The sequence below is a fragment of the Acinetobacter sp. HZNU-JH01 genome, from assembly GCF_037996845.1.
Classification (GTDB): Bacteria; Pseudomonadota; Gammaproteobacteria; order Pseudomonadales; family Moraxellaceae; genus Acinetobacter; species Acinetobacter haemolyticus.
This window is the reverse complement of sequence record NZ_JBBMZX010000001.1, coordinates 2,671,233-2,695,232: the sequence shown is the minus strand read 5'-3', so window position 1 is coordinate 2,695,232 and position 24,000 is coordinate 2,671,233. Positions and strand designations below refer to the sequence as shown.

Here is a 24,000-nt window from a genome sequence, read left to right as displayed (position 1 = left end):
AGAGCTGTTTAAGATTAAAACAGTTTAATAAATCATAGATTGTTTACTTTTCGACGTTTAATCCTATGATTATTAAAACGCCATTTTTTCTGCTCACCAGTTTCTTACTTTTAATCAGTTTTTTTATTTTGTGGTGGGTCTTTCCTGTAGGGGGCAGCATAGATATGTACTTAATCCAACCTTGGGTAGGTACATTTGGTGATTTTGCGCTAAAAGGTGATTGGTATCTAGCAAAGCTCAATCACACCTATGTCAAAAAAGTTTTAACGCTGGTCTACATTAGTTTTTTCTTATTATGGATAGCATCTTTCAAAGTTGAAAAACTCAAAGCAAACCGCTGGAAATATGGCTATATGTTTTGGGTCAGCATGTTATGTACTTGTGTGATCGGGCTAATCAAAGCAAATGCTGCTCATGCTTGTCCTTGGGCAATGACGACTGCAACAACCACAGGCTTCACATGGGATTTTTCTGCTACAGCAGGACATTGTTTTCCTGGTGGACATGCTAGTACAGGCTTTGCACTGGTAACAGGTTATTTTGTCTATCGACTCGATGAACAAAAACGAGCATGGTTTTATTTATTTGCAGGTATCCTACTTGGTTTTGCGATGGGATGGGCGCAGATGATGCGTGGTGCTCATTTTCTCAGCCATAATTTATGGACAGCGTGGATCTGCTTTGCAATCAATCTTGTTGTGTATGCTTTAACCTACCAACGCCATCTCATACGCTCGAACATAATTGATACTCCGAAAGTTTTGCCTGATGTGGTAAAGTGAGCAATCAAACACCCTTATACAATCACCTAATTATAGTTTGCTGCGAATGGATGACTTTCAGACTTTTTTAGACAATACCTTAAAAACCCAACAAGCATCTATTCAGGCTTATAAGCTCGATACTGGTAAAGTATGGTTAAAAAAAGCATCTGAACGTCATGGTCTATGGTTATATACGCCATTGAAATGGCTTGCCAAGATTTTCAATCTTGGTGCCATTATGCCTGTCCCGAATCAAGGTGGCGCGGCGGCGATTCGATGTGAATATCAGCGTATTCAACAGCTCAAACAACTCGGTGTATCAACACCTAATGTGCTTGCTCATTCTGACAAAGGGATTTTACTGGAAGATATTGGCGCTCAACATCAAAGTAAAGTTAAACAATTAGATCAAGCACTTGCATACTGCAAAGATGATTTAGCAGCTAAAACCACTTTATTTACCCAAGCGATTCAAGCAGTTCAATATGTTCATTTGCAAGGTGGTTATTTAAGCGAAGCTTTTGCACGTAATATTTTAGTCGATCAAGAAAGACATTTTAGTTTTATTGATTTCGAAACTGATCCTGCATCCGTGCTCAGCTTGCACGATTGTTTTGTCCGTGATTGGATTTTATATATTTTCTCGACGGCCTATCATTTCGAATTTGAACAGCTTAATGATGCAAGCTATATCCTTTACCAAGCTCTACTCGCTGAACCACAAGTGTATAAAGACATTTGTAAAGTTGGAAAACGCTTAAACTGGGTGCTCAGACTCAATGTAAACCGCGTCGGCAATGATGGTAAACGCATCCAAAAATGTGTGTTGTTTCTGCGTTATCTTCGAGAGCATGCGGAAAGCAATACTTAAATCAAAGTGACTCAGTGATGATTTAAGATTTTTGGTAAGCGTACTAAAACGGATAAGCCACCCAAATCAATACTACGAGACAGTTGCAGCGTACCGCCTAAACGTTGAATAGCTTTATCAACGATGGAAAGTCCTAAGCCGCTACCCACTTCTAGATGATGATGCACACGATAGAAACGTTTTAATACTTTATCGTAATTTTCAGGGTCGATGCCAACACCACTGTCTTCAATTTGCACGCATGCAAAATTGTCTTGGTCACTATAGACTGAAATATTAATGATGCCTTGATTAGGCGTATACTTAATCGCATTGTCGATCAGGTTAAAAATAATCGAATGAATCGTTGACTCCAAACTATTCATTTCAATCACATCATTACGCTCAAAACCCAAATCTATTTCTTTTTGCATGGCTAAGTTGACCAATTGCTCGACGCAATTGAGTGCAACATCATTCAAACGAAACTCCGTATTTGGCTCAATCAAATTTAAACCTACATCTTGTTTAGCCAATGCCAGTAATTGTGTCACCAGATGCTGAATCCTCGCCAATCCTTTACTTAGATTAATTAAAGCTTCGTGCTCAGGGAATTGACTCATTAAAATCTTGGTTTGTAGATTTAATGCCGTTACAGGTGTTCTGAGTTCATGTGCTGCATCTGCAATAAATTGCTTTTGTTCAGCCTGTGCCTGTTGGATTCGTCCAAACAAATGATTCATTTCTTCAATAGTTGGAATTAACTCTTGCGGATAATCTTGGCTATCAATCGGTGCTAAGCCATCCGAATCTCGACTGCGCAATTCAGCCTTGAAGTCTTCTAAAGGTTTTAAACTGAGACTAATAATGAATGCTAAGATAATAATTGCAAAAGGCAGTAACAGCACATATGGCACAAACATACTGCCTGCCAACTCCCAAGCGAAGTTCTTGCGTACCTGCTCTTGTTGGCTCACTTGAATTTGATAATCTTTTAACGGAATGACATAAACACGCCATTTTCCTTGTGGGGTTTCTTGCGTGTAAAAACCTGCTTGCTTCACTGGTGGAATCAATAGATGCGTTTGATGCCATAAATGACTTTGATCTTTATAAGCCCAAATATCAACCAGCAAATCTTCTTCGTGATATGTGCGATGCAATTCAACTTTACTCACAACAGTTGTTAATGGCTGAGCAGTCGAACGCTCAGCCATATATTGCATTTGTGTATCAAGAATCTCATCAACTTCATGTAAAGCTGTTTTATAAGCTGTAAAAATTAATAAACATCCAAGCAGTAAACTAAAGACCGAGGTTCCCCAAATCAGTCTTTTTTTCAGTGAGTATTGCTTAGATATTTTCATAAATATTTATGATTGTCCTAGTCGGTAACCCAAACCACGGATAGTTCGAATAAAATCTTTCCCTAGTTTTGCACGTAAGTGATGTACATAAACCTCTATGGTATTACTGGTCACCTCACTATCAAAATCATAAAGCTTATCTTCAAGATTTGCTTTGGAGAAGATTTTATTTGGATGGCTTACAAGCGGAATTAAAATTGCCCATTCACGGTTTGATAACTCAATCTGTTGTCCTTTGAAGGTCGCCAAATGCTGCTCGACATCAAGAACCAAATCACCATTTTTCAATAACTGCGATTGACTTTTAAGTTGTGCTGTTTCTGCATGACCTCGACGTAATAGTGCATTAATTCGTGCCAATAACTCATCGAACTCATAAGGTTTAATTAGGTAATCATCCGCACCTTGATTCAATCCATCGACACGGTTTTGCAGTTGATCTCTGGCTGAAATGATTAATACTGGAAGTGCACTACGCTGACGGATTTGTCTCAATACCTGCATACCATCCATCATAGGCAATCCCAAATCAAGCAAAACCAAATCAAAATTATGCTTTGCTAATAAGGATAGCCCATCTACGCCATTATTGACCCACTCTACCTCGAATTGATGGTAGCGCAACAGAGTCAATGTTGACTCTGCAATCATAAAATCATCTTCTATCATCAAGATTTTGGTCATGACTTTATCTCACCTTATGGGTTAGAACATGTCGCTAACATGTCATTTTTAGGGTCAATCACCTTAGTTTTGACATCAAGTAAACTTAACATCGTTGGAAACAAATTATCTTGACTCAATTCACTCTTATTTTGCTTCGCTAAACATTTCATTTGTTCTGGAGCTTGTTTTTTCCAAAGATCAGAGAACCACATAAACATTGGAACATGGGTTTGTTGAGTCGGGGCAATTGCATATGGCGCTCCATGTAAATACATGCCACTTTCACCTGTTGATTCACCGTGATCCGATAAATACCACAAGCCTGCTTCGTGCTGTGTTTGACCTTTTAACGTTTTAATCAATGAGTCCAAAACATAATCCGTATAAAGCAAGGTATTATCATAACTATTCACAAGTGAATCACGCGAACAACCTTGAATCGCATTGGTATCACAGGTTGGTTTAAAAACTTTAAATTCTGCTGGAATACGTTTGTAATAGGCTGGACCATGACTACCCATTTGATGTAGTACCACTAAGCGTGGACGCGTATCATCTTTAGGAATTGTTGCAAGATAAGCTTTCAGGCTATCAATTAAAATATCATCAAAACACTCTTCATCTTTACACCATTTCTTTTGAATTGGCTCTGGAATCTTAAATTGTTCAACTCGATCACAAGTTCCCTTACAACCAGAATTATTATCAATCCATGTCACTTGATAACCTGCACGTTTTGCAATATCCAGTAGACCTTCACGATGGCTTGCAAGTCGTTCATCATATTCTTTACGTGGCATACCTGAGAACATGCATGGTACGGAAACAGCTGTCGCTGTACCACAAGAACTCACTTGAGCAAAATTAATTAAATCCTGTTTCGCAAGCTTCGGATTGGTATTCTTAGCGTAACCATTCAAAGAAAAGTTTTCTGCACGTGCCGTCTCACCCACCACTAAAACCATCAATTTAGGTAAAGCAGCAATATTCGCTTTCTGCATTGAAGCATCTTCACCATAAGTCACTAACGGTAAATTTTCTTTAGGTGCTTTCTTCTTATAATATGAAGCAAATGAAGCAATCATATTTTGCGGTGAGATCATTCCCTTCAAATCACGGTGTTCACGGAATATCGCTGCAAAATCAACGTAAAAAACAAACAATAATCCACCAACCAAAGCCAATGAAACAATTGAAGCAATCACTTTTTTTACAATTTGACGCAGCATTGGTTCAGGCTTTAACTTCACCATCAAAATTGCAATGATGGGAAGTACTGTCATTCCTAATGTCCATACAACTAAATGCCAAGACCATGTATCACGTGCTTCAGCAACATCAGTTTGCATTAAATTTTGCACTTGCTCTGATGTAATTAAAACACCAAGCGTATTCACAGCATATGAAGCAAAGCCACCAATAAAAACTAAAACAATCGCTATTGGTTTTGCTGTCCATTTCCAGTTAAAAAGCTGAAAAATAAAATGATAAGCTGCAACAACGACTATAACGGATGCTGCGACAAACATTCCCGCTTTTATCCCAGTATAGGGCGTAAGCGATTGGATTTTTTCATAAAAAGCAAAGTTAAGAAAAATACCTAACCATATTGCAAGCAATAGATTAAATGCAAACAAGGATATCGATTTGGTCTTGAGTTTCTGTAGGAACATGATCTTCACAGTCTGAAAATAGATTTCTTAACTTGCTTAAGATAAGAATAAAAACTTAAAAATGACTTAAACTAAATAATTGAGAGTTAACAAAACAATGGATCTATATCTAGACATCAAAGTATATTTCAAAATAATTCATTTTAAAACAATGAATTCCATTTACTTTCCATCTAAAATTTATCTTAGTTTTATTATCGAAAATCATTTTATTCAGTTAAATGATTATATTACAACATAATAAAATAGAAATAAAAAAACACCCCCTAAGTCAAACTTAGGGGGTGTTTTTAGATACAAGATATTAGAATTTAAATTCTAAACCTAATCCTGCTACAGGTTGCTTATCTTTTTTGTCCGCTTGTTCAAGCGTTAGATAACCTGCATAACCGTATGTTTTAACTTGTTTGCTAAATGCATAGTCAGCACCAGCAATCACTTGTTTGGCTTTGAAGTCTGCACTGTTGTCTTTGAAACTGGTATCGTTTTGGCTGTATTGAGCTTTCACTGTCCAGTTTTTAGACTGTGGAATGTTATATTCAGCACCAACTAACCAACCTTGTGCATCATCAATATTTTTAGCTTTTGCAGCCCATTTAGTTGCATCACCTGCATCAGCATAAGAAGTTTCTTCAACTTCTGAACTTTGATAAAGTGCTTTAAGCGCTAAACCTTCAATTGGATTTAATCGGCCAATCGCACGAACTGTATTTGCAGCAGCAAACACTGATCCGCCAGCAATTTCAGGATCAGATGCATTTAAAATACCTTTACCTAAGAACGTACTTGGGATCGCTTTGTCATAACCAAGACCCGCAACAAAAAGTGGATTTTCATAAGTTACCGAAGCTGACCAAGCATCACCTAAGCCCTGACCTTCAACTTTAGCACCACCACTGCTTTGCTTAATCCCAGTCGCCTCACCTGTTGCCAGTAAAGCATTAAATTTAAATGCACCATCAAGAACTTTGACTGCAGGTGACTCATAGATCACTACATTATCAATACGGTTTTCGCCAGTAAAAATCCCTGTTACATCTGCTTTGTTAGCAACATAGTTGTTGAAGGTATCTACAACACTTGAGAGTTGCTTGACTGGTGTGTCATGTTTACCAATTTTAACTGTACCTAACTGAGCGTCTTTCAAACCAACAAAGCGGTTACGTTGGCTCCAATCAGTGGTATCGCCATCAGCACTTAAACCCCATTCTGCAGCATATACAGCGCTTAAACGATCAGTGAGTTTTTCATCGCCTTTAATCCCAATGAACGAAATATTTGAGCTAATTTCCCAAACATCCTTATTTCCAATCGTTGCATTTTTTTCTGGTAAATAATCAACACTGGCATCAATCTCACCATAGATTGTTGGTGCTGCAAATGTTGATGTTGCGAGTAAACCAAGCACTGCTGCTGTTACAATTTTGATTTTCATTGTTTACGTCCTAGCTAAATTTGTAACAAATCCTACACATTAACTTTATATGACAAAACGATTAAAATATTATTTATTTATTCTATTTTCGACTAAAGTTTAATTTTTAGCCGAGACTAACACCTTATCTTTTCTTATTATATCCACACCAAAAAATATTTATTAGTCAGTAATTTACAATATTATTCATCATATTTTAGACTCAAGAAATAGAGCTAAAAAACAATTGAATGAAGAAATACATTTATCGAAAATCCTTATATTGTCACCTCAAAATATTACAGTTTAATATCCAAGCTTTATAAATTTGTAATCAACCTTGATTAATATTTACATATTTCTTCCAATTAAAAATTGGTAGCAAACAAATGAATGATATTAGAAAAATTACAGACAAATAATTGTAATATCCAAGCAAATCACCAAGTAATCCACTTAGTAAATATAATAAACCACTGACTGTCGCCATAATTGAAACCTGCAAAGTAAAGTCAGTTCCCGCAAAGTGTTTACGGCTGTAACTCATAATTAAGCTGAGCATGACCACCAACAACATCGCGGAACATGCATCTTCAAAGGCGTTGATTGCATATATTACAGAAGAATCAATTTTTTTATTATGTTCAAATACATAACCCAAATAAACATAGAAAAATAGACTTAGAATTTTTAACATAGAAAATATAATCAAGGCATATGCCTTAGACAGATATTTCAACACCCCCCCTGCAATTGCTGCGCCTAACAATGCAGCTACTGCACCTAAAATTGTAATATAAAGTCCAATTTGAGAAAAAGTTAAACCTAAATCAACAGCAAGTGGTTTTAATATAGGCCCTGTCAATCCATCAACAATCTTAAAAGTGATTAATACTAGCAACCATGCTTTTAACTGTGGAGACGAGCTAAAATAATGAAGATATTGTTTAATCGCATCAATTTTTGAATGATTTGAACTGTTATTAGAATTTATCGATTTAATTCGTTCAGGTTCTTTATGAAATAAAATAGGAATGGTATTCAGGAATACTAAAACCGCCAACAATAAAAATGTTTTTTGCCAATATAACCAATCCAAGCACCAAAGTACGACACCTCCACCGACGATAAACCCTAACCGAGAACCAATCACTTGAAAGGTATTACCCCAGTGTAATTGATCATTTTTAAGTAAATTAACAGCTAAAGCATCCGTCGCAATATCTTGTGTCGCACCTGTAAGATTTATACATAACAGCAAAGTAAAGAAGATTAATAAATACAGAGGTTGATCAAGTGCATGAATCGGAAAAAAGGACAATATCACCAAAATAACAACACTAGCGAATTGAGTAGGAATAATCCAACTGCGGTATTGTCCCAACCGTGACAATGCAACTCGATCGACAAATGGGGCCCAAAAGATTTTAATCGCCCAAGGCAACATCAATAATCCAAAACCACCGATATGCGCCAAAGACACACCTTGTGCTCTTAAGATCACAGGTAAAGCATGCGTCATAAAGCCAACGGGTAGACCTTGCGCCCAATATAACGAAAATAGCAGGAGATAAACCTGTCGAATATTAGGCATACAAACGATTCCTGTAATCTGCAATCCACATATAGAAGTATCTATTCATTCCATTTTCAAGATCATAAAATCTTATTTTTTGCCAATGCAGTGTATCGTATGACCGCTTAACATAATAAGAGGTTGTTATTTTAAATCTTTATTTATGCCACAACATTTTCCTGATTTACCGCCATTAGTGCCACAACGTGGAAACTTTTATAGCCGAGAATTGTGTAAAAAACTCTTTTTAAGCCAAGGTTGGACGGTCGTCGGCGAAATTCCCAATCTTCCTAAAGCGGTAGCCATTATTTCACCACACACTTCAAATATTGATGGTTGGTATGGTTTTCTGGCAATTGGTGGCTTGGGACTAAAAATAACAGTGCTTGGGAAAGATACGTTGTTTAAACCACCCTTCAAAGCCTTTCTCAACTGGGCTGGCTTGATCCCTGTACGTCGCGATAGCTCATACGGGCTGACAGAACAAGTTGTTGCAACCATACACCAACACGAACGGATTTGGGTCGGTATGGCACCTGAAGGAACGCGAAAAAAAGCCGAGAAAATGAAAAGCGGTTTTTACCATATTGCGCATGCAGCAGGTATTCCAATCGTCATGTTTGCCTTTGATTATGATCATAAGACGATCTACAGCTTAGGTGCTTTCACACCAACAGGACATTATCAGCAAGATCTAGAGCAGATCATGCAACACTATGTTGGCCATTTCTCACCTAAAAACCCCGAATGGCTTGCAGAGCCATTACAAAAACTAGTGAAAAAAGACTAGAAAAATAAGGGTAAATCTGATCTGATGTGCCCTTCCAATTGGTTAATTAATCTACATTCGATATGAATATTGCTCGACTTTCTTGTTTGGCGCTGGTCAGCTTCACTTTATTTGGCTGTGATCCCACTGCAAAGAAAACTGTTCCCACTCCGACGATGCAAGCACGTGAACCTGTGATTGCAATTGCCTTAGGCGGGGGTGGCGCAAAAGGCTTTGCTCATATTGGTGTGATCAAAGTATTAGAATCACATGGGATTAAGCCTAAAATCGTCACAGGTACAAGTGCAGGCAGCTTTGTCGGCAGTATTTATGCCAGCGGACAAACGCCTTATCAAATGCAAAATCTTGCTTTGAAACTCCAAGAATCAGATATCCGTGATTTGACCATAAATAGTCAAGGATTTATTCTAGGTCAAAAGCTACAAAACTACGTCAACACTCAAATTGGAAATAAGCCAATTGAAAAATTTCCAATTCGTTTCGCAGCTGTAGCGACACGTTTAGATAATGGTAAAAAGGCGGAGTTCATTAAAGGAAATGCAGGGCAAGCAGTTCGAGCGTCGTGTAGTATTCCAAACGTATTTGTACCTACCGTTATTGGAAATACCAAATATGTCGATGGTGGACTAGTCAGCCCGATTCCAGTGAAAACAGCAAAAGATATGGGTGCTGATATCGTGATTGCAGTAGATATCTCTGCCCGACCAACAGCCGATCGACCTGTCAGCATGTGGGGATTACTTGATCAAACGCTAAATATTATGGGACAGCAAAGTATCAATGAGGAACTCAATCAAGCCTCGATTGTAATCCAGCCTAAAGTCGGACATCTGGGTGTACTTGATTTAAAATCCAGTCATCAAGCCATTCTTGAAGGTGAAAAAGCAGCTCAAGCGAAGATTGTTGCGATTCAAAATGCGATTACTACATTTAAGAAATCACCAGCTGCATTAAAACCTGTCCCGACACCTAAATTCTAAAAAAAGGACATAGCAGCTATCGATATTTCAAATATCGACAGCTCCTGTATATTCATAGAGTTAATGATCTGCTAGAGTACAGGAGATGAATAAATTTTCATCTCCTGTATTTTTATAATGCGAGCAAATCTATGGAATTTGTAGTTGAGCCTTGGCACTGGTTTGTATTAGGGATTTTACTCATTCTTTCAGAGTTAATTATGCCTGCGTTTGCCGCGCTATGGTTCGGCATAGCTGCCATCATGGTCTGCATTTTATTATGGCTCTTCCCAATGATGGGATTTCCAACTCAAGTCATTACTTGGGGTATTTTATCTATCTTATGCACACTTCTTTGGTTCAAATTTATCAAACCGTTATCTATCGACAAAACCAAGGCTGGTCTTTCTCGTGAAGCCACCATTGGTCAAGTGGGTATGGTGATTCAAACTGGCCTTGAGCATGAACAAATTCTGGTTCGTTTCTCATTGCCTGTATTGGGTTCTGATGAATGGCATTGTCGCTGTACAACGCCAGTCAAAGTGGGTGATCGCGTTCGAGTAATTGATATTTTGGGCAATGATTTAGTCGTCCAACCACATTGCAATTCATAAACAAAAAGAGGGTTTCAAATGTCTGTCGGTACTATAGTTGTCATTGCGTTTTTAGCATTTGTTGCGACAACCATTTTCAAAGGGGTACGTCTCGTTCCTCAAGGCTACAAATGGATTGTTCAACGATTAGGTAAATACCATACCACTCTACAGCCAGGTTTGAATTTCGTGATTCCGTATATTGACGAAGTCGCTTATAAAATCACCACCAAAGATATTGTTTTGGATATTCCTTCGCAAGAAGTGATTACCAGTGATAATGCTGTATTAGTGATGAATGCTGTGGCATATATCAATATTACAACACCTGAAAAAGCAGTCTATGGTATTGAGAACTATAACTGGGCGATTCAGAACATGGTTCAAACTTCACTGCGTTCAATCGCTGGTGAAATGGCTTTAGATGATGCTTTATCTTCTCGAGATCAGATCAAAGCGAAGCTTAAAGCTGCGATTTCTGACGATATTGCAGATTGGGGAATTACCCTTAAAACGGTTGAGATCCAAGACATTCAACCATCACACACTATGCAATCAGCAATGGAAGCCCAAGCTGCTGCTGAACGTCAACGTCGTGCAACTGTCACCAAAGCAGATGGTGAGAAACAAGCTGCTATTCTTGAAGCGGATGGCCGTTTAGAAGCTTCTCGTCGTGATGCAGAAGCACAAGTTGTTCTTGCAGAAGCATCTAAACGTGCAATTGAAATGGTAACAAGTGCAGTTGGCGATAAAGAAACGCCTGTTGCTTACTTGCTTGGTGAGCAATATGTTAAAGCCATGCAAGAGTTATCAAAATCAAATAATGCGAAAACAGTGGTGTTACCAGCCGATGTACTCAATACAATTCGTGGATTAATGGGCAAACACTAAACCATGATTCTCTAAAAAAAGCGGCAAATTTGCCGCTTTTTTTATTTCTTAGATTAGCTTTTTCGAGCAAGCAAAAAGTGTGAAATAGCAGTTAACTCCTGCGCTTGGTCACCAAAATACGCCAATGCATCAAAAGCCTGATCATGTAAAGTCTGAGCATAGGTTTTAGCCTGTTCCAAACCCATCAGTGCAGGATAAGTTGATTTCTGTACTTGTTCATCCTTGCCCGCAGTCTTTCCTAAAGTTTCAGTACTGGCTGTAATATCTAAAATATCATCTTGCACTTGGAAAGCTAAACCAATGGTTTGCCCGAATTGACGTAATTTCGGAATTGCTGGATCCGTCCCTGCAAAAACAGTAACTGCCCCCATCATGATCGCAGCCTGAATCAATGCCCCTGTTTTATTACGATGAATATTTTCTAATTCAGTTTGATCAACTTGTTTTCCTTCGGCTTGTAGGTCTAATACCTGTCCAGCAACCATTTTTGAACTCGCAGTTGCCAAAATCTGCATTTGCTTGAGTACGATCTGACTATCTATACCCTGTCCTTGTTCATCAAATAAACGACTGCCAAGGATCTCAAATGCCATCGATTGCAAAATATCTCCTGCCAGCAATGCCGTGTCTTCACCAAATACCACATGACAAGTTGGTTGACCACGACGTAATAAATCATTATCCATACATGGTAAATCATCATGTGCCAAGGAATAACAATGAATTAACTCAACGGCAACGGCAGCACGGCGAACTGCAGCAAAATTATGATTTGGTTTTAACGAAGCTGTGGCATAGCACAATGCTGGACGAACACGCTTGCCCCCAAGCATGACTGCATGATGGACGGCTGCTTTTAACGGTTCTGGAATAGAAAATGCAGCTAATGCAGTCAATAAATCTTGTTGAATACGTTGTTGAGCTTGTTTTAAAACATCCGCATTAACTGGAGAAATAGATGACACAATTGCCTCGAAATATTGAATAAAAAATGATATGACAAGATTTGTCGGAATGTCGACATGATATCATCAATTTCGAGGAAGTCCCCCTTATAACAGGGGGATTTATACAGACCTTAGAAACTATCTCCTGGAACGCGCACCCAGCCTTCCATTAATACGCGCGCACTTCGACTCATAATGGCTTTTTTTACTGACCATTTACCATCAATCAATTCTGCCTGCGCACCAACACGCAATGTTCCTGATGGGTGACCAAAACGTACCGCTTCTCGTTCACCACCACCTGCGGCTAAATTAACTAAGGTACCTGGAACTGCAGCAGCAGTACCGATCGCAACAGCGGCTGTACCCATCATTGCATGGTGTAATTTGCCCATAGAAAGTGCACGCACCAGCAGATCCACCTCAGTTGCCTCAACAGATTTTCCGCTTGAAGAGATATATGTTTTTGGCTTAGACACAAAAGCGATCTTTGGCGTGTGCTGACGAGATGCTGCTTCAAAAATATCTTTAAATAACCCCATTTGCACAGCACCATAAGCACGAATCTTTTCAAAACGAGCCAGCGCTGTCGCATCACCATTGATATGATCTTGTAACTCAGTCCCTTGGTAGCCAATATCTTCAGCATTTAAGAAAATGGTTGGAATACCCGCATTAATAAAGGTCGCTTGGAATGATCCAATATCAGGTACATTGAGTTGATCCACCACATTTCCTGTAGGGAACATATCACCGCCATCTTCACCGTCATCAGCAGGATCTAAAAACTCAATCTGAACTTCTGCTGCTGGGAAAGTCACACCATCTAACTCAAAATCACCTGTTTCTTGAACTTCTCCATTAGTGATCGGTACATGAGCAATGATGGTCTTCTGAATATTTTTCTGCCAGATACGTACCGTACATATACCATTTTCAGGAATACGCTCAGCATCGACCAAACCATTTGAAATTGCAAAGGATCCAACTGCCGCAGTTAAATTACCGCAGTTACCACTCCAGTCTACAAAAGGCTGGTCAATTGAGACTTGCCCAAACAAATAATCTACATCATGTTCTGGCTCAGAGCTTTTTGCCAAAATCACGGTCTTACTTGTACTAGAAGTTGCCCCACCCATCCCATCAATTTGCTTAGCATATGGGTCAGGACTTCCGATCACACGGAGAAGGAGTTGATCACGCGCTTGGCCAGCCACTTGTGCTGATGCCGGCAAATCATCTAATTTGAAAAAAACGCCCTTACTTGTCCCCCCACGCATATAGGTAGCAGGGACTTTAATTTGTGGGACTGAGCTCATTTCATTTCATCCTTTTATCGTGTTTTTCGTACAATAGCGATTTCATTTAAAATTACTGTACAACAAGCCAAAATACTTTATAACCTATTTTTCTAAGCCAAATATCATGCTTAAATTATGCCCTGTATATTCAGTGGATCGGCTGTGTTTGACAATGGCAACAAAATAAAAAATTGTGAATTAAACAGCAAGAGCTATTTCTAGTTGTTTAAACATTCATCTTCGCTTATTTTACCATCAATTCAAATATAGGATTTTCAAGGATTTTTTAACACTACTTTCCAGTCATAGCCTAACTGTTGTTTTACTAGGCGAAAATCTTTCAATCTATTAGAATAATCCACTTATTCCTCGTCGAGCTCAGTCCTTTGAACAACGATACTTCTCAACTTCAGCGTGGACTAAAAAACCGTCATATTCAGCTCATCGCCATGGGTGGGGCAATTGGTACGGGCTTATTTTTAGGTTCTGCACAAGTGATCCAGTCTGCTGGACCATCTATCATTTTGGGTTATGCAATTGGCGGTTTGATCGCATTTTTAATCATGCGTCAACTCGGCGAAATGATCGTCGAAGAACCAGTTGCAGGTTCATTTAGCCATTTTGCGTATAAATATTGGGGTAAATTTCCAGGTTTCCTATCGGGTTGGAACTATTGGGTTCTCTATATCTTAGTGGCTATGGCAGAACTTACTGCTGTCGCAAAATATATCAATTACTGGTGGCCTCATATTCCTGCATGGTCATCTGTATTGTTTTTCTTTCTTGTGATCACCGCGATTAACCTTACCAATGTAAAATTCTATGGTGAATCCGAGTTTTGGTTAGCGATCATCAAAGTAACAGCCGTGATAGCCATGATTCTATTTGGTTTGTTCTTGATAGCTACCGCTGATGCAAACTCAACTGCGTCATTTAGCAATCTTTGGACACATGGTGGCTTTTTTCCAAATGGTTTTGAAGGTTTGTTCTTCATGTTGGCTTTCTTGATGTTCGCTTTTGGTGGTATTGAACTTATCGGGATGGCTGCGGCAGAAGCAAAAGATCCAAAGAAAACTATTCCGAAAGCCATTAACCAAGTGGTATTTCGTATCCTGATTTTCTATATCGGTTCATTGACGATCCTCCTATCATTGGTTCCTTGGAATCAACTTGACTTAGGTGGTTTGGATAAAAGTCCATTTGTGATGATTTTTAGTCAAATGGGCATCGGTTGGGCAGCACACTTACTAAACTTCATCATTCTAACCGCCGCATTATCTGTTTATAACAGTGGTATGTATGCAAATAGCCGTATGCTGTATGGTCTAGCTCAGCAAGGCAATGCGCCAAAAGTGTTCACAAAAACCAATAAACAAGGCGTGCCAATTCCTGCTGTTTTGCTTTCTGCTTTGTTGATTTTTGGCTGCGTACTTTTAAACTATTTTGTACCAGAAGAAGCACTTGGTCATTTGATGTATGTGGTTGTTGGGGCATTGGTTTTAAACTGGGCGATGATCAGCTTAACGCATCTTCAGTTTATGAAAATGATCAAGAAAACTGGTCTGAAAACAAGTTTCCCTGCACTTTGGGCACCATTTAGCAATTATTTAGTATTAGCATTTATTGCTGTGGTTCTCTTTATCATGTGGCAACAAGGCTTTAAAGAGTCTGTGCTTATGATCCCTATTTGGATTGTGCTCATGCTTGCGCTATATAAAGTTCTCAACCCAAAATCCAAAGATTAAACAGTTGGTCGCTTTAATCAAAAAGTGATTGCTTCTGCAATCACTTTTTTGTTTATAATCATTGCACTATGCGCTCATAGCTTAACTGGATAGAGCAGTTGCCTCCTAAGCGACCGACGTGGGTTCGAGTCCCGCTGAGCGCACCAATTAAAACCTAAAACTATAATCAATGTTAAAACGCATTTCATTCGCTGAATGGAAAACCATATTCGTTGGCATATCATTACGATAATGGGAAAAACGTGCACGCATTCCTAGACCTTGTAATTTACCTTGAGGGATTTTATACCCCAGATCAAACTCGATTGATTCCTCTTTAAAACGTTGATCTCCATATTGGAGTAAATCAATATCTTCTCCTTTTGCATATCGTGTCATAAAACGAAGACCATTTAAGGAAATATCACCTAATTGAGCATTTTTGAAATCATACTCATAACGAACTGAATAGACTTTTTCATCCTTGTTCGAATAATCCGAACTCATAAAATCCAGCACAACAGGACTTTCTGTTCCCGATAAAAATGGTAATCCCGTCGAACCAAACGACTGCATATATCCCAAAGAAATCGTATGATTTTGATAATTCAAACCAAATAAACCACTCAAATGACGGTTATCCACCTCTCCGATTTGTTTGCTTCCCATTTCAGCACTATTAAAAAAACGCACATCACTTAAAAAATTAAGTTGTTCGTTTAAGGCTTGTTTCCCGTTAAAACCTAAAAATTGTTGCTGGTAAATATCTTTAAGTTCTGCATGATAAGCGCGTAAACGGTAATCTTTTAATTGATAATTTCCCCCGAAGCTATAAAAATGGTCGGTCTTTGCTGATTTATCAAAACGTTGGTTAATATTATCTATACCCACCTCTGTATAGCGAATCGAGTCGCGTTGTCGCACTTCATCTACATAAAACCCCTCTACTTGAAGATTTGGAATTTCATTTGAAACAAAGCGCACCCCGCGATAAGTCTGGGGAAATAAACGTGCTGGCGATGAAAATATAGTCGGCAATTGTGGAACGAGATCCCCCACAAACAGCTCATTTTTTCTGAATTTTGCCTTTCCCGTAATTCCAATTTTCCCATAATAATCATCACGAGAGTTATCCGCATTGACCTGCAATAAACCACTACGAGCATAGTCATCTGCACGATTGCCCATCAAGTTAAAGCCTGCCATTGCCAACACATCAAGACCGAATCCTACGTTACCCTCGGTATAACCAGACTGTCCTTTAAAGATTAAACCCTGTGCCCAATCTCTGGCGGCTGTATAGGGATATGGATCTTGCTTATAGTCTCGGTCGAAGTAAAAATTTCGAAGTGTCAGCTCAGCTTTACTGTCTTCAATAAACTCGGCATGTGCGATCTGACTAAATAACGGGCACAAGCATATCCCCATCCATACAGATGTCTTTTTCATTTTTTATCTCAACTATTTAATTTTTTTAGGATTTAAGGTGCTGTTTTAAGGGCGTAATTTTGCTCTTTTTTGTTCCTGTAAAAAGCATTACCCAAGCTTAAAATCAAGAAAATAGCTAAAATAAAGACCACACCGTAATAAGCATAAAGCGTGGCTGGAGCGATACCTTTATCCAGAAAAATGCCTGCAACTGTTGGTGATAAAATTGCACCAATACGACCAAATCCAATGGCATAACCTACACCACGACTACGGATTTCAGCATCATAAATTGTCGGTGAGATTGAATATAAGCCTGCTACACAACCATTGATAAGCGTTCCTAATAGCAAACCAACCACCAGCGCTATACTGACATGCGTTGATACTGCAACAAATAAGAATACACAAACTGCCGTTAACCCTAAGAACAGGCTTAATGCGTAGAAAATTTTGATACGTGAAGCAAGTAATCCGATGATTGCCGCACCAAAAATCCCGCCAATACTAATTAAAATTCCGGTCGTCACACCCTGATCAGCTGACATTCCCATTGAAAGTAAAATTTTAGGTGTCCAGCTCATCACAAAATAAAAACCAAACATGACTAAGAAAAAAGCAAACCAAAGGCAAAGTGTTTGGAAGCGAAGATGTCCATCAAATAGCTTGACCAACTCCCCTTTATTTCCCGCGGTACTGGTTTTTACTTGGTGTGGTAAAGCAGACAGAGTACTTCCCCCTATTCTCTGCATCGTTATATTAATTTGCTTTAATGCTTGTTTCGGTCTTTTTGCCAACAAATAATCCAGTGATTCTGGCAGCAACCAGATGCTCACAAATAGCATCATGATCGTCGCAATCCCCCCTGCCAAGAAAATTGAACGCCATCCCAATTGCTCAATCAATGCCAGCGATAATACGCCTCCCAATGTCGCACCGATTCCATAACCAGTAGACATTAAACTCACTGCAAGACTTCTCCATCGCCCATTCGCATACTCACTTGCTAAAACATTACTACTTGCCAAAATTCCACCGACACCAATACCCGTGATAAAACGAAGTAATGCTAAGGTATTGTGATTGTCTACAAATGCGCAAGCCAACATACTTAGACCAGAAATAACTAAGCAAGATAAGATCAATAAACGACGCCCCACTTTGTCTGCAAAAGGCGCTAAAAATATTGAACCAGCAGCCATTCCAAACAGGCCTGCACTTAATAGCATTCCGATTTGTGCCCCCGACAAAGACCACTCCATAGACACTGAGGGCGCCGTAAATGCCATGACCATGACATCAAAACCATCGATAATATTTAGACAAATACAAATTGAAATCACGAACCATTGATAACGGCTCATCTTATTTTGGTTTATTTCACTTAGAACATCTCGGTTCATGTGTATATCTCCAACACTGGATAAAATACACATACATCAACGCAAAAGCGTGCGATGGCTGATCATGCATATCCCTATCCAAAAATTTATTAACATTGTTTGATTTCACAAACCGTATGCTGTCGATACGTTTTGCTAAGCATCCTGCTTTTTTTATACTGAATAAATGGATCCAAAAAATCAATGGTTTTATTAAAAAATAAATCTCATTCGAATTAATATTTTTTAAAATTTAAAATTAGATTTATTTTCAATAATATACACATTTAATAGAAAGAGAAAAATGGCTCTTTCAGAAAACAAACATGCCAAATGCTTGACATGAATTTATCAAAATCATAAATTGGATCCAATAGGTGATAAGGAGACGTCACACATGTTTATTAAAAATGCTTGGTATGTCGCATGCCGTCCAGAAGAAATTCAAGATAAGCCTCTTGGTCGCACAATTTGTGGTGAAAAGATCGTTTTTTATCGTGGCAAAGAAAATCAGGTCGCTGCCGTGGAAGATTTCTGCCCACATCGTGGCGCCCCCCTGTCATTAGGTTATGTTGAAGATGGAAACCTCGTATGTGGTTACCATGGTTTAGTGATGGGATGTGACGGAAAAACGGTATCTATGCCAGCACAACGTACCCATGGTTTTCCATGCAACAAAGCCTACGCAGTCATCGAAAAATATGGATTCATTTGGGTCTGGCCAGGTGAAAAAGCGTTAGCAGATGAATCAAAACTTCCAACACTAGAATGGGCTGAACATCCCGAGTGGAGCTATGGTGGCGGCTTATTTCATATCCAATGTGATTATCGCCTGATGATCGACAACCTTATGGATTTAACCCATGAAACCTATGTCCACTCAAGCAGTATTGGTCAAAAAGAAATTGATGAAGCCCTACCTGTAACTAAGGTGGATGGCGATCAGGTCATTACTGAGCGTTATATGGAAAATGTTATTGCGCCACCTTTCTGGCAAATGGCACTTCGTGGCAACAATTTGGCCGATGACATACCTGTAGATCGTTGGCAGCGCTGTCATTTCTATGCTCCAAGCAACGTACACATTGAAGTCGGTGTCGCTCATGCGGGATACGGTGGCTATGACGCACCAAAAGATAAAAAAGTGTCCTCTATCGTCGTAGATTTCATTACACCAGAAACAGAAACCTCGCATTGGTATTTCTGGGGAATGGCCCGTAATTTCCAGCCAGAGAATGTTGAACTCACCGATCAAATTCGTGAAGGTCAAGGCAAAATTTTCACTGAAGATTTAGAAATGTTGGAACAGCAACAACAAAATATTTTAAGCAATCCTCACCGAAAGTTATTGATGCTTAACATCGATGCAGGTGGAGTTCAGTCACGTCGAGTCATTGAGCGTCTACTTACTGAAGAAAATACAACGCCTCCAGAAATATCTAAACAGAAGTTTCCAAATATTCATGTGATTTAAAGGAAGATGAACATGGACGTAATCATTCAGAAAATCCATCAACTCACGCCCTCAATTCGTGCATTTGAACTGGTGTCAGCGAATGGTACAACGCTCCCTACTTTTGAAGCAGGTGCACATATTGACGTGCATCTTAAAAATGGTCTAACTCGCCAATACTCAATTTCAAATAACAGCAGTGAACGACATCGTTATGTCATAGGTGTACTACATGACGCCAATTCGCGAGGCGGGTCGCGCTGTATCCATACCGAATACCATGAAGGTGATCTTCTACAAATTGGCGAACCTCGCAATTTATTTAAAATTCACCCTGAAACGAAACAAGCCATTTTATTTGCAGGCGGCATTGGAATTACGCCTATTTTATCCATGGCATATCGGCTTAAATCCGCACGAATTCCATTCGAGTTACATTACTTCGTCCGTAGCCATGACATGATTGCCTTCTACGGTAATTTAACTGAACATTTTGGTTCAAACATTCATTTTCATATTCAAGATCAGCCTAGCACTGGTTGCGATATGTCACAGGTACTCCAGCGGAATGCTCCCGACAAACATCTATATGTCTGTGGCCCTACAGGGTTTATGGAGTTTGTGACCAATTCTGCAGTACAGGCTGGATGGCAAACTGAACAGTTACACCAAGAGCATTTTGTTGCACAACTCGCAGATACTTCAAATAATGAAGCCTTTACCATTGAAGTTAAAGGTACAGACCGTCAAATCAAGGTGTTAGCCCACCAGACTGCCACCCAAGCTTTGATTGAACATGGTTTTGATGTGCCAATTTCCTGTGAGCAAGGCATTTGTGGGACTTGTATTACTCGTGTAATCGAAGGAACACCAGACCATCGTGATGTATTTATGACCGATGAAGAACATGCGCTTAATAACCAGTTTACGCCGTGTTGTTCTCGTGCAAAGTCGAAAAAACTCGTCATTGAACTGTAGCATTTTCGAGTTCCTTTTCAACTCTGCGTCAAAAGGAACTCATTAAGTTTCATCACTAAGAATACCAGTTAAGGTTTCGCCTAATATCACCACACTACTATGTTCGCGCATAAGAGTTTCAGCTCGTCCGGCTTGGCGATGTAATAACGCGTCATAAATTGAACAATGTTGGAGATGTGCATAATGCAATCGACGATATTCAGATAACGCCTTTGTTTGATCGAAAGTAATCGCTTGCGCTGATGCCATTGGCAGTTGATTATTTTTTGCCAAAGCCTGTAATAGCGCTATATTCTGCGCTCCTTGAATAATCGTATCGTGAAAAATTACGTTAAAATGGTGATAGCGCTCTAATTCGGCATCACCAAATTCAGTATGCTCATTAAAGAGCTGTTCTATTTCTTGAATGCATTCTTGCAAGGTGAGTTTTTGTTGATCAGTTAATCCTTGCTCTGCTATTGTTTTTGCCGCTAATCCTTCAAGCACACCACGGACCTCAAGAGCATCATGAATCAGTTTTCCCGAAATCTCTCGTACCGTATACCCGCGAGTTGGATTTTTTATTAACAGACCTTCCTGCTCAAGTAAACGAAATGCCATTCGAATCGGCTGCCTAGAGACACCTAGCAACTCCGCAGTTGGAATCTCAGCAATTCGACTTCCCCCTTCAATTTCCCCTGCAATGATCATTTTTCTGAGTTTAATTAAAACCTGTTGCCCTGAAGACATGCTTAATCACACACTATCTAAATCTAAACCGATCTTTGATGCTAACAACTTCATCTATAAAATGAAAATATTATTTTCCTCTGGAATTTCTAACGTTCGAGAACTTGAATATATAAATTTGACAACTAATCTGCAAAATAAACCATAAAAAACGGAGCATTTGCTCCGTCTTTTTTAGCTTCAATTTAGCAAAGGTATCGCCTTGCGTAATCTCAACGTTAATATTCTTAGGCTGTAATTCACAAATAATACCAACATTAAACCGATTAGAAAGGCTCCAATGATATCGAAAGGAAAATGAACACCCACAAAAATACGTGATAATCCCACGATCAGACTAAACACTAACCCTATACCACCAATCAATTTAAAACCTGCCAATAAGTACGAGCACCCAATAATCACAATCGTTAATGTATGTTGGCTAGGAAAAGAAGAAGTTGAACCATGACCAATCAGTTTATGTCCTAAACCGAGTTGAAATGGCCGCGGTGAATGATAAAAATAATCAACTAAATCACATAATAATGATATAAGTACGATAAACAGAGTTTTTGCAAATATTAAATGGTGTGCCTTCCATTGCAGTAATAACAAAAACACAAGAAAACTAATAAAGACTGTGTTTAAATCATTTGCCAAAAAGATCACAATTTGATCTAAGACTGGATATTTTAAAGCAAAAGCATTGATACTATGAAATAAATGAATATTTATATCGTTCAAAATCATCTCTCATCAATCTTTGATCACTTATTTGATCGCAATGTATATAAAATTGATGAAAGAATTATGAATCCAGCACTGACTGACATACTTTGATAGATATAGATTACTAAGACTCCTTGAAATCAAAGATAAAAACATAGAAGGTAAAATATGAATCAAGCGCATTCACAACAATCTGAGTCACCTGCTCACGAGCAAATGCAAGCTATTTTCGCTCAACAATCTGCTGCTTTTGCTGCTCAACCCTACCCAGATTTAGACACACGGCGCAGTAAGTTATTCAACCTCAAAAAGCAAATTATTCGCTATCAAGATGTAATTGCTGCTGCAATCAATGCTGACTTTAGCTCTCGCTCTATCGATGAATCAAAACTATTAGATTTACTCGGTTCAGTACTCGAAGCGGAACATGCAATTCGGCATTTACGTAAATGGATGCGCCCAAGCAAACGCAGTACAGAATTACTATTTTTATCTAACCATTTACGTGTGCAATACCAACCCAAAGGAGTTGTTGGCGTTGTTGTGCCTTGGAATTTCCCCGTTTATTTGGCGTTAGGGCCATTAATCGCAGCGATTGCAGCAGGCAATCGCGTCATGATTAAACTGCCAGAAATTACTCCTGCAACAAATGCGGTCATGAAACGCATGATTGCTGAGGTTTTCTCTGAAGACGAAGTTGCTATTTTTGGTGAAGAAATCACAGACCCTTCATTATTTACAACCCTTCCGTTCAATCATATTGTTTTCACTGGATCACCAGCGATTGGCCGCGTGGTGATGCGTGCGGCAGCAGAAAACTTAACTCCAGTTACCTTAGAACTTGGTGGTAAATCACCGGCTTTGGTGAGTCGTCACTATCCTTTGGCTGATGCAGCAATGCGAATCTTACATGGTAAAGCAACCAATTGTGGCCAAATTTGTGTTGCACCTGATTATGCATTAGTACCGAAGGAAAAAATAAATGCCTTTGTGGAAGAATGTAAATCATATTTTTCATCGATGTATGGCGATAATATTTCAAAAAATACCAATTACACGTCTATCGTCAATGATCGGCATTTAAAACGATTACTCGAAATACTTGAAGATGCTAAAGCAAAAGGTGCTGAGATCATTACATGCGGCAACTATGTTCCAGACCAAGATGGACGTCGTATGCCTGTACATATTGTTCTAAATTGCACACCAGATATGCGGATTTTAAAAGAAGAGTTATTTGGCCCAGTTCTCCCAGTAGTTGCATATGATGCAATAGATGATGCGATTACATATATCAAAACAGGTGAACGCCCATTAGCACTTTATTGCTTTACCCATGATGCCAATGAACGCGATCATATCTTAAAACAAACGCATTCAGGTGGCGTCACAATCAATGATTGGGGATGGCATGTCGTGAACCATGATGCACCCTTTGGCGGTATTGGAAACTCAGGTATGGGAACATATCATGGTATAGAGGGTTTCCGAGAACTTTCACATGCAAAAACAGTCTTTATTCGACATCGATTTTTCCCAACCCAGTTATTCTATCCACCGTATGGAACATGGATACAGAAGCTAGCTTTACATTTCTTTTTGAAAAAAGGTGATCCAAATCTCAAATAAACTGAGTAACATCAAAGAGAGCCTAGTGCTCTCTTTCTTGCTATCTACTATTTTTAAAATACTCCTAAAAATAACTTAGAGTGAAGAACAAAATAAATTCCCACATAGCACATGCCATTTAAAAATAAGTCAGCAGTAGTATGGAAATTGAAGGCGTAAACTCTCTATGTCAGAA

Annotated in this window: 21 protein-coding genes and 1 tRNA gene; 11 read left to right on the top strand and 11 right to left on the bottom strand. The window is 38.9% G+C overall.

Features of this window, described 5'->3' with window-relative positions; genetic code table 11:
• Window positions 1-65 precede the first annotated feature (65 nt).
• Entirely contained in the window at window positions 66-782 is a 717-nt protein-coding gene (locus AAC851_RS12815; protein ID WP_004963692.1) for a phosphatase PAP2 family protein, read from the top strand.
• A gap of 46 nt (window positions 783-828) precedes the next feature.
• The gene (locus AAC851_RS12810) at window positions 829-1,635 is read left to right on the top strand and encodes a hypothetical protein (protein ID WP_004908482.1); all 807 of its coding nucleotides are present in this window, start codon (window positions 829-831) and stop codon (window positions 1,633-1,635) included.
• A gap of 11 nt (window positions 1,636-1,646) precedes the next feature.
• On the opposite strand, the gene AAC851_RS12805 is transcribed toward AAC851_RS12810, so the two are convergent.
• The 5 genes from AAC851_RS12805 to AAC851_RS12785 form a co-directional block, all read right to left on the bottom strand.
• Window positions 1,647-2,981, bottom strand: coding sequence for a sensor histidine kinase (locus AAC851_RS12805; protein WP_004908485.1), 1,335 nt, complete (start codon window positions 2,979-2,981; stop codon window positions 1,647-1,649).
• A 6-nt stretch (window positions 2,982-2,987) separates the two neighbouring features.
• Window positions 2,988-3,665 carry a DNA-binding response regulator PmrA gene (locus AAC851_RS12800; protein WP_004963696.1) on the bottom strand — a complete coding sequence of 226 codons (678 nt, stop codon included), beginning with the start codon at window positions 3,663-3,665 and terminating at the stop codon, window positions 2,988-2,990.
• Between the two features lie 14 nt (window positions 3,666-3,679).
• Window positions 3,680-5,320, bottom strand: coding sequence for a phosphoethanolamine transferase (locus AAC851_RS12795; RefSeq protein WP_004963699.1), 1,641 nt, complete (start codon window positions 5,318-5,320; stop codon window positions 3,680-3,682).
• 304 nt (window positions 5,321-5,624) lie between these two features.
• A complete protein-coding gene (locus AAC851_RS12790) occupies window positions 5,625-6,755 on the bottom strand; it encodes a porin (protein WP_004963704.1) in 1,131 nt (376 codons plus the stop codon).
• A gap of 313 nt (window positions 6,756-7,068) precedes the next feature.
• Window positions 7,069-8,328, bottom strand: a complete 1,260-nt coding sequence (locus AAC851_RS12785; RefSeq protein ID WP_125502648.1) for an MFS transporter — start codon at window positions 8,326-8,328, stop codon at window positions 7,069-7,071.
• A 145-nt stretch (window positions 8,329-8,473) separates the two neighbouring features.
• Here AAC851_RS12785 and AAC851_RS12780 point away from each other — a divergent pair, with 145 nt between their 5' ends.
• From AAC851_RS12780 to AAC851_RS12765, 4 genes are all read left to right on the top strand, one after another.
• The gene (locus AAC851_RS12780; RefSeq protein ID WP_004640488.1) at window positions 8,474-9,100 is read left to right on the top strand and encodes a lysophospholipid acyltransferase family protein; all 627 of its coding nucleotides are present in this window, start codon (window positions 8,474-8,476) and stop codon (window positions 9,098-9,100) included.
• A 62-nt stretch (window positions 9,101-9,162) separates the two neighbouring features.
• Window positions 9,163-10,080, top strand: coding sequence for a patatin-like phospholipase family protein (locus AAC851_RS12775; RefSeq protein WP_125502650.1), 918 nt, complete (start codon window positions 9,163-9,165; stop codon window positions 10,078-10,080).
• Window positions 10,081-10,211: 131 nt separating this feature from the next.
• A complete protein-coding gene (locus AAC851_RS12770) occupies window positions 10,212-10,673 on the top strand; it encodes an NfeD family protein (RefSeq protein ID WP_008941624.1) in 462 nt (153 codons plus the stop codon).
• Between the two features lie 18 nt (window positions 10,674-10,691).
• Entirely contained in the window at window positions 10,692-11,543 is an 852-nt protein-coding gene (locus AAC851_RS12765) for an SPFH domain-containing protein (RefSeq protein ID WP_004640495.1), read from the top strand.
• Between the two features lie 53 nt (window positions 11,544-11,596).
• Here the strand turns inward: AAC851_RS12765 and AAC851_RS12760 are convergent, their stop codons facing one another.
• Both AAC851_RS12760 and prpF read right to left on the bottom strand, forming a co-directional pair.
• Window positions 11,597-12,508 (bottom strand): polyprenyl synthetase family protein, encoded by a 912-nt coding sequence (locus AAC851_RS12760; RefSeq protein WP_008941625.1) that lies wholly within the window; start codon window positions 12,506-12,508, stop codon window positions 11,597-11,599.
• 113 nt (window positions 12,509-12,621) lie between these two features.
• The gene (prpF, locus tag AAC851_RS12755) at window positions 12,622-13,809 is read right to left on the bottom strand and encodes a 2-methylaconitate cis-trans isomerase PrpF (RefSeq protein ID WP_100833941.1); all 1,188 of its coding nucleotides are present in this window, start codon (window positions 13,807-13,809) and stop codon (window positions 12,622-12,624) included.
• Between the two features lie 368 nt (window positions 13,810-14,177).
• On the opposite strand from prpF, the gene AAC851_RS12750 reads away from it, so the two are divergent.
• Window positions 14,178-15,536: an amino acid permease gene (locus AAC851_RS12750; protein WP_005083094.1), complete on the top strand. Its 1,359-nt coding sequence runs from the start codon at window positions 14,178-14,180 to the stop codon at window positions 15,534-15,536.
• Window positions 15,537-15,606: 70 nt separating this feature from the next.
• Window positions 15,607-15,682: transfer RNA gene (locus tag AAC851_RS12745), tRNA-Arg, on the top strand.
• 1 nt (window position 15,683) lies between these two features.
• Here the strand turns inward: AAC851_RS12745 and AAC851_RS12740 are convergent.
• On the bottom strand, window positions 15,684-16,964 hold the full coding sequence (locus AAC851_RS12740) for an OprD family outer membrane porin (RefSeq protein ID WP_208464365.1): 1,281 nt from the start codon (window positions 16,962-16,964) through the stop codon (window positions 15,684-15,686).
• Between the two features lie 32 nt (window positions 16,965-16,996).
• A complete protein-coding gene (locus AAC851_RS12735) occupies window positions 16,997-18,346 on the bottom strand; it encodes an MFS transporter (protein ID WP_340600928.1) in 1,350 nt (449 codons plus the stop codon).
• 376 nt (window positions 18,347-18,722) lie between these two features.
• On the opposite strand from AAC851_RS12735, the gene AAC851_RS12730 reads away from it, so the two are divergent.
• Both AAC851_RS12730 and AAC851_RS12725 read left to right on the top strand, forming a co-directional pair.
• Complete coding sequence (locus AAC851_RS12730; protein WP_008941630.1) at window positions 18,723-19,799, top strand: aromatic ring-hydroxylating dioxygenase subunit alpha; 1,077 nt, start codon at window positions 18,723-18,725, stop codon at window positions 19,797-19,799.
• 12 nt (window positions 19,800-19,811) lie between these two features.
• A complete protein-coding gene (locus tag AAC851_RS12725; protein ID WP_005089336.1) occupies window positions 19,812-20,756 on the top strand; it encodes a PDR/VanB family oxidoreductase in 945 nt (314 codons plus the stop codon).
• 42 nt (window positions 20,757-20,798) lie between these two features.
• On the opposite strand, the gene AAC851_RS12720 is transcribed toward AAC851_RS12725, so the two are convergent.
• The gene (locus tag AAC851_RS12720; RefSeq protein WP_005089335.1) at window positions 20,799-21,485 is read right to left on the bottom strand and encodes a GntR family transcriptional regulator; all 687 of its coding nucleotides are present in this window, start codon (window positions 21,483-21,485) and stop codon (window positions 20,799-20,801) included.
• A 180-nt stretch (window positions 21,486-21,665) separates the two neighbouring features.
• On the bottom strand, window positions 21,666-22,217 hold the full coding sequence (locus AAC851_RS12715) for a phosphatase PAP2 family protein (RefSeq protein ID WP_005089334.1): 552 nt from the start codon (window positions 22,215-22,217) through the stop codon (window positions 21,666-21,668).
• Window positions 22,218-22,364: 147 nt separating this feature from the next.
• Between AAC851_RS12715 and AAC851_RS12710 the strand changes: the two genes are divergently transcribed.
• Window positions 22,365-23,825 (top strand): coniferyl aldehyde dehydrogenase, encoded by a 1,461-nt coding sequence (locus AAC851_RS12710; protein ID WP_340600927.1) that lies wholly within the window; start codon window positions 22,365-22,367, stop codon window positions 23,823-23,825.
• The last annotated feature ends 175 nt before the right edge of the window (window positions 23,826-24,000 follow it).